At 57.8% G+C, this 4,565-nt stretch carries 3 protein-coding genes and 2 pseudogenes; all 5 read left to right on the plus strand.

Features of this window, described 5'->3' with window-relative positions:
* A pseudogene (locus G9463_RS23280) lies at window positions 1-446 on the plus strand (hypothetical protein); the annotation flags it as partial.
* Window positions 443-2,026, plus strand: coding sequence for a Mur ligase family protein (locus tag G9463_RS23285; RefSeq protein ID WP_193569718.1), 1,584 nt, complete (start codon window positions 443-445; stop codon window positions 2,024-2,026). The pseudogene G9463_RS23280 and the gene G9463_RS23285, both read left to right, overlap by 4 nt.
* Window positions 2,027-2,180: 154 nt before the next feature.
* Complete coding sequence (locus G9463_RS23910) at window positions 2,181-3,230, plus strand: CapA family protein (RefSeq protein WP_205254260.1); 1,050 nt, start codon at window positions 2,181-2,183, stop codon at window positions 3,228-3,230.
* Window positions 3,188-3,361, plus strand: a pseudogene (locus G9463_RS24420) (CapA family protein); the annotation flags it as partial. The gene G9463_RS23910 and the pseudogene G9463_RS24420, both read left to right, overlap by 43 nt.
* A complete protein-coding gene (locus G9463_RS23915) occupies window positions 3,362-4,339 on the plus strand; it encodes a hypothetical protein (protein WP_240150139.1) in 978 nt (325 codons plus the stop codon).
* The last annotated feature ends 226 nt before the right edge of the window (window positions 4,340-4,565 follow it).

Raw genomic sequence — 4,565 nt, forward strand, 5'->3', positions numbered from 1 at the left:
TAGTGGTTCTTGCATTCGGCTTCGTTCAGGCGGTGAACTCCGCAACACTGCGGTATGGCCGGGTACTGCTCGGAACCACCACCGCGTTTGCACTTCTCGTGGCAGTGCCACTCACGCTCTCGCTCCCGATTAGTCGTGGGCTGTCTGCGTTTTTCATTGCCTTCCTCGCGGGCATCACAGCATATAACGCTCACGTGACAGGGCCATTCGAGCGGCGTCTGGTACTGCCTCTCCAAGCAGTCGTGTTCGTTCCAGCGGTGCTCGTGGCTCGGCTGTTCGCCACACCGGAACCGAAGGGCATCCCACAAGAACTCACGCTTCCAGTGATACTGATAGGCGTGTTCGTCGTGTTGGTCGGCTTGGGGATCGGGCGCTGGTATGCGGTTGACAAACCTGACGAGTCCGAGGTCCTGTCGGCATCCGTTCTGTCGGGAGGTGACTCATGAGCACGACTGCATACGAGATATACGGGCGAGGGTTCGGTTGGTCGTGGCGACTCCGTATTCAGGAACGCGTGGTTGCGACCGGAGGCCATCACTACGATACGTCACGGGAGGCCCGACAGGCTGTCGACCGAGTTCGAGGAGCAGTTGCCTCGCTCAGCGGCGATGAGGACGCGTTCGAAAGCGAGGATATCAGCGATCCGCGAACGATTGTCAGAGAAGACCCGACGCCGTCCGGCGACCTTCCACAGGATCGGAACAATTGGGTGTGGCAATTACAGACACCCGAGCGCACACTCGCCAACAGTGCAGACCGGTTTGCCACGGAGAGCGATGCCAGGCATGCGTTAGAGCGGTTCCTAGAGCGGGCCGCGGGTGCCCTCCCCATGTTCATGATCGGTGCCGAATACGAGTGGCGGAACGAACCGCGGTCTATCGAGGTCGGAAAGCCGAGCCTGACCGGTATCATTAAAGAGTTAACACGAGGGTTCCGTCACCGCAAGGCACTCCAACGCCTAGACACTCGCATCGCCGTGGCGGGGAGCCGTGGCAAGACATCGACCACCCGCCGCCTCGACGACGTGTTCAATCGCCGGGGTTACGATACGCTGACGAAGATCACCGGGAACCACCCGACACTCATCCACAACGGCGAGGTTCACCCCATCGAACGCCGCGGCCCTCGGACGACGCTGTACGAGAACATCAGCGTTATCGGGGAGTTCGCTCCGGAACTCGATGCCTATGCCGCCGAGGATATCGGCATCTTCGAAAATCAGGGCATCACCGAGTACACCACCCGGCTCATTAATCAACAACTCATCGATCCGGACATCGTCATTCTCACCAACGTCCGCCAGGATCACAACGACACGCTCGGCAAAACGCGAACCAAAATTGCCCGATCATTCGCACGGTCGGTCTCCGCCGGGACACACGTCATTAGTGGGGAACAACACCCTGTTCTCCACGAGTATATGCGAGAGGAGATCGAACGGCGGGGCGGTACCATCGAACAGGTCGAGATTCCAGAACGACACGAGGGGATGATCGGGGCAGAGACTGCGCACGCGATTGACGCGGTTCTGTCGTTTCTCGGCGAATCGCCTCTGCCCGACGGTGAACTCGAAGCGTTTTTAGATGCGATCCAGCCGGAGTGGACCCGACTTCCCGACGGTCGTGTGTTCAACGCAGCACAGGTGAACGACGTCGAGAGTACGGAAATGGTCCGTCAGGCACTCGTTTCGGAAGACGAACAGATACTCCCGTTCGTCTATCTCCGACGAGATCGACGGGGGCGAACCGCCTCCTTCGCAGAGTACGTTGACCTTCTCTACGACCAAGGCCACATCAATGAAGTTCACGTTGGTGGGGCCAACACGCGGGCCTTTGCCGAGAACACTGATCTTCCGGTGACCCAACACGACGATGACACCGACGCCGACACTGTGCTGACCAATCTTCTCGCAGGGACAGACCCTGTCGTCATCATGGGAAACACCGTCGATGAGTTCATGCGTGAGTTCGAGCAGGCAGTAAGCACTCAAAAAAAAGAAGCCAACGAACCAATCAAACAGAAGTAGAACTCTATTACCGCTGGACTGAGAATGGGTTGTACCGATCACAATAGTGTGCTGAACTTACCCTCTGTATGCCGCAGGCCGTTTGTATCGACTGGGTAGGGTTTCAACAGAGCCAGTCCATCGTTTTTTTATCAAGGAGTCTTTTATCAGATCAATGGATCAGTGGTCCCGTCGTGAATTCGTTCGGATTGCAACGGTCGGAGCGGGAACGGGAATTGCCGGGTGTAACGCTCTTTCGCCGTCCGAGTCGACCGAAAACGGTTTCCAGACAGAACAGACCGGTCAAAAATCCGCACGTAGCTCCGAGCCCATATCGGGGCGAGTTGTCGACATAGAGGGCGAGGGGATCACCGGTGCGACGCTGAAAGCGATCGTCCCAGGGAGAGGATCCGTAGCCGAGACAACCACTGATGAGCAAGGACGATTTGAAGTAGTGGAGGTCGACGGACCCATCTGGCTTCGCGCAACGAAAACGGATTTTATCGGACGGACTGTCGCTGTGGCTCCGGGAACAAGTCCTCGTATCAGACTCTCACCTCGTGAGGGAACAGTCGCGCTCAGTTTCGGCGGCGACGTAATGTTTGGCCGTCGGTTCTACGAGGACGACCACCCTCTCGAACCGCACTTCCAGATTCGACCTGATGACCGGATGGAATCACACCAGACGATACTACAGTACATCTCCCCCCTGTTACAGGACGCCGATCTCACGTCAGTGAATCTCGAAACACCGCTGACGACGACGGCATGGAGACACCCCTCCAAACGGTACCACTTCGTATCGCACCCGGACGCCGCACCCGCGATGGCCGATGCCGGGATCGACTACGTCGCACTGGGGAACAACCACACGCTCGACGCGTTGACGCCGGGGTTGGATGAGACGTTACAGGCACTCTCTGCTGCCGGGATCGAACGGTCTGGTGCCGGCAGGTCCAGCACAGAAGCGTGGGAACCGACGTACTTCGAACGGCGGGGACTTACCATCGGGTTGGTCTCCTGTACTACCGTTACGGGCGACCAGTACGATATCGATTGGTCAGCCGACGACAACCAGTCCGAGACATACGCAGTGTCGGGGGACGACGTGGCCGGGACACCCGACACTGAGCAACTGACGGTCTCCGGGAGTGGCGGGGTAGCAGCGGCGACTCGCGACCGATATCTCGGACGGTATCAGAAGTCGATGCGAACGCGGACGTAACCGTCGTCCAGATCCACGGCGGCTCCGAGTATCAACAGGAACCGACCGACAAAATCAGACGCCTGACCGAAACGGCAAAGACAGCCGGTGCAGACGTTGTCGTCAATCACCATCCACATGTAACCGGTGGAGTGGAACTGCAGGATGAGACACTGGTCGCGTGGACGCTTGGAAACCTCGTGTTCGACCAGGAGTTCTGGTCGACGTTTCCATCGTATATCTTGACGGTCCACGTCACTGACGATGATATCACCAGAGCGTACGTTGACCCGCTCCTGATTGAAGGCTACGTTCCGAAAGGGGTGGTCGACAAACCGAGGACGTGGCAACTCCGGGAAACAGCCGCGTTGTCGTCGGATGAGTTCTCGCTTGACCACAACAGGCTGGAGTACGTCGCAAGAGACGAGACACCGGCCCAGACAGCAACCCGAACGCTGGACGGAGACGGGACGATATACACGCGGAACTCGGGATGGGTCAACCGAGTCATAGACGGGGCAGAATCTGTCGAACTGGGCCGTGACCTCCTTCCGACTGGAACGTTCGACGACCCTGATATCGACGACGGACGGCACGAAGGTCCGTTATGGCGGTTCAGTCGTGGATCGGACTCCAACGGTCCGGAGTTCGGATACGACGGGAGTGGCGGGATTCAACTTTCCCGAACCGCAGACAACACCCAGCGGTCGATTCTGACGACGGCCGCGCGTGTTCCCCTAACCGGGCCGACGACCCTTCTCGGCCAGTACCGCCACGAGACGGACACCCGACTGGAACTGCTCGTGCGATGGTACGAGTCGACCAGTGGTTCGGCACTCGATTCAGTATCAATCGACCTGGACCGGACGACTGGCTGGGAACGTCTCGAACGGTCGCTGTCGACACCTGAGGAAGCTACCTATGTCCGCCTTTATTTCCGGCTCTATCCTCCCGACGACGGAGAGAAACGTGTCGCCAACTTTGACAACATTCAGTTGGTCGAATGGACCGATTCAGCAACCAGCGGCGGCAAAAACTACGATTACCTCCGCGTACACGAGTCGTCGACCATCGAGTTTACATCGAGTAGCCAATCTGACGAGGCTATCTCGTGGAAAGCTCTCGATTAATCTATCTCGGCACGGAACGAGGGTGATATTGACGAACTTGGGCAAAAAATCGGTCAGGCGGTGTTTGACCTCTACGACCTCGAGGACAAAGACGTACGGGAGCACGTAAACAGGTACAACGGTCAGCACGATTCCGTTCGGCCGCTAGACCCGCTGGAGTGACTTCTGTTTAATTACTAATTTTCAACTGTCCTATCACAGAAGGCAGCAGACGCGATTCTCTGAC

The sequence above is a fragment of the Haloarcula sp. JP-Z28 genome (genome assembly GCF_011440255.1).
Taxonomy (GTDB): domain Archaea; phylum Halobacteriota; class Halobacteria; order Halobacteriales; family Haloarculaceae; genus Haloarcula; species Haloarcula marismortui.

Excerpts from the sequence above, each read along its gene's own strand:
- G9463_RS23285 (WP_193569718.1), top strand. The coding sequence starts at position 443 with ATGAGCACGACTGCATACGAGATATACGGGCGAGGGTTCGGTTGGTCG.
- G9463_RS23910 (WP_205254260.1), top strand. The coding sequence starts at position 2,181 with ATGGATCAGTGGTCCCGTCGTGAATTCGTTCGGATTGCAACGGTCGGA.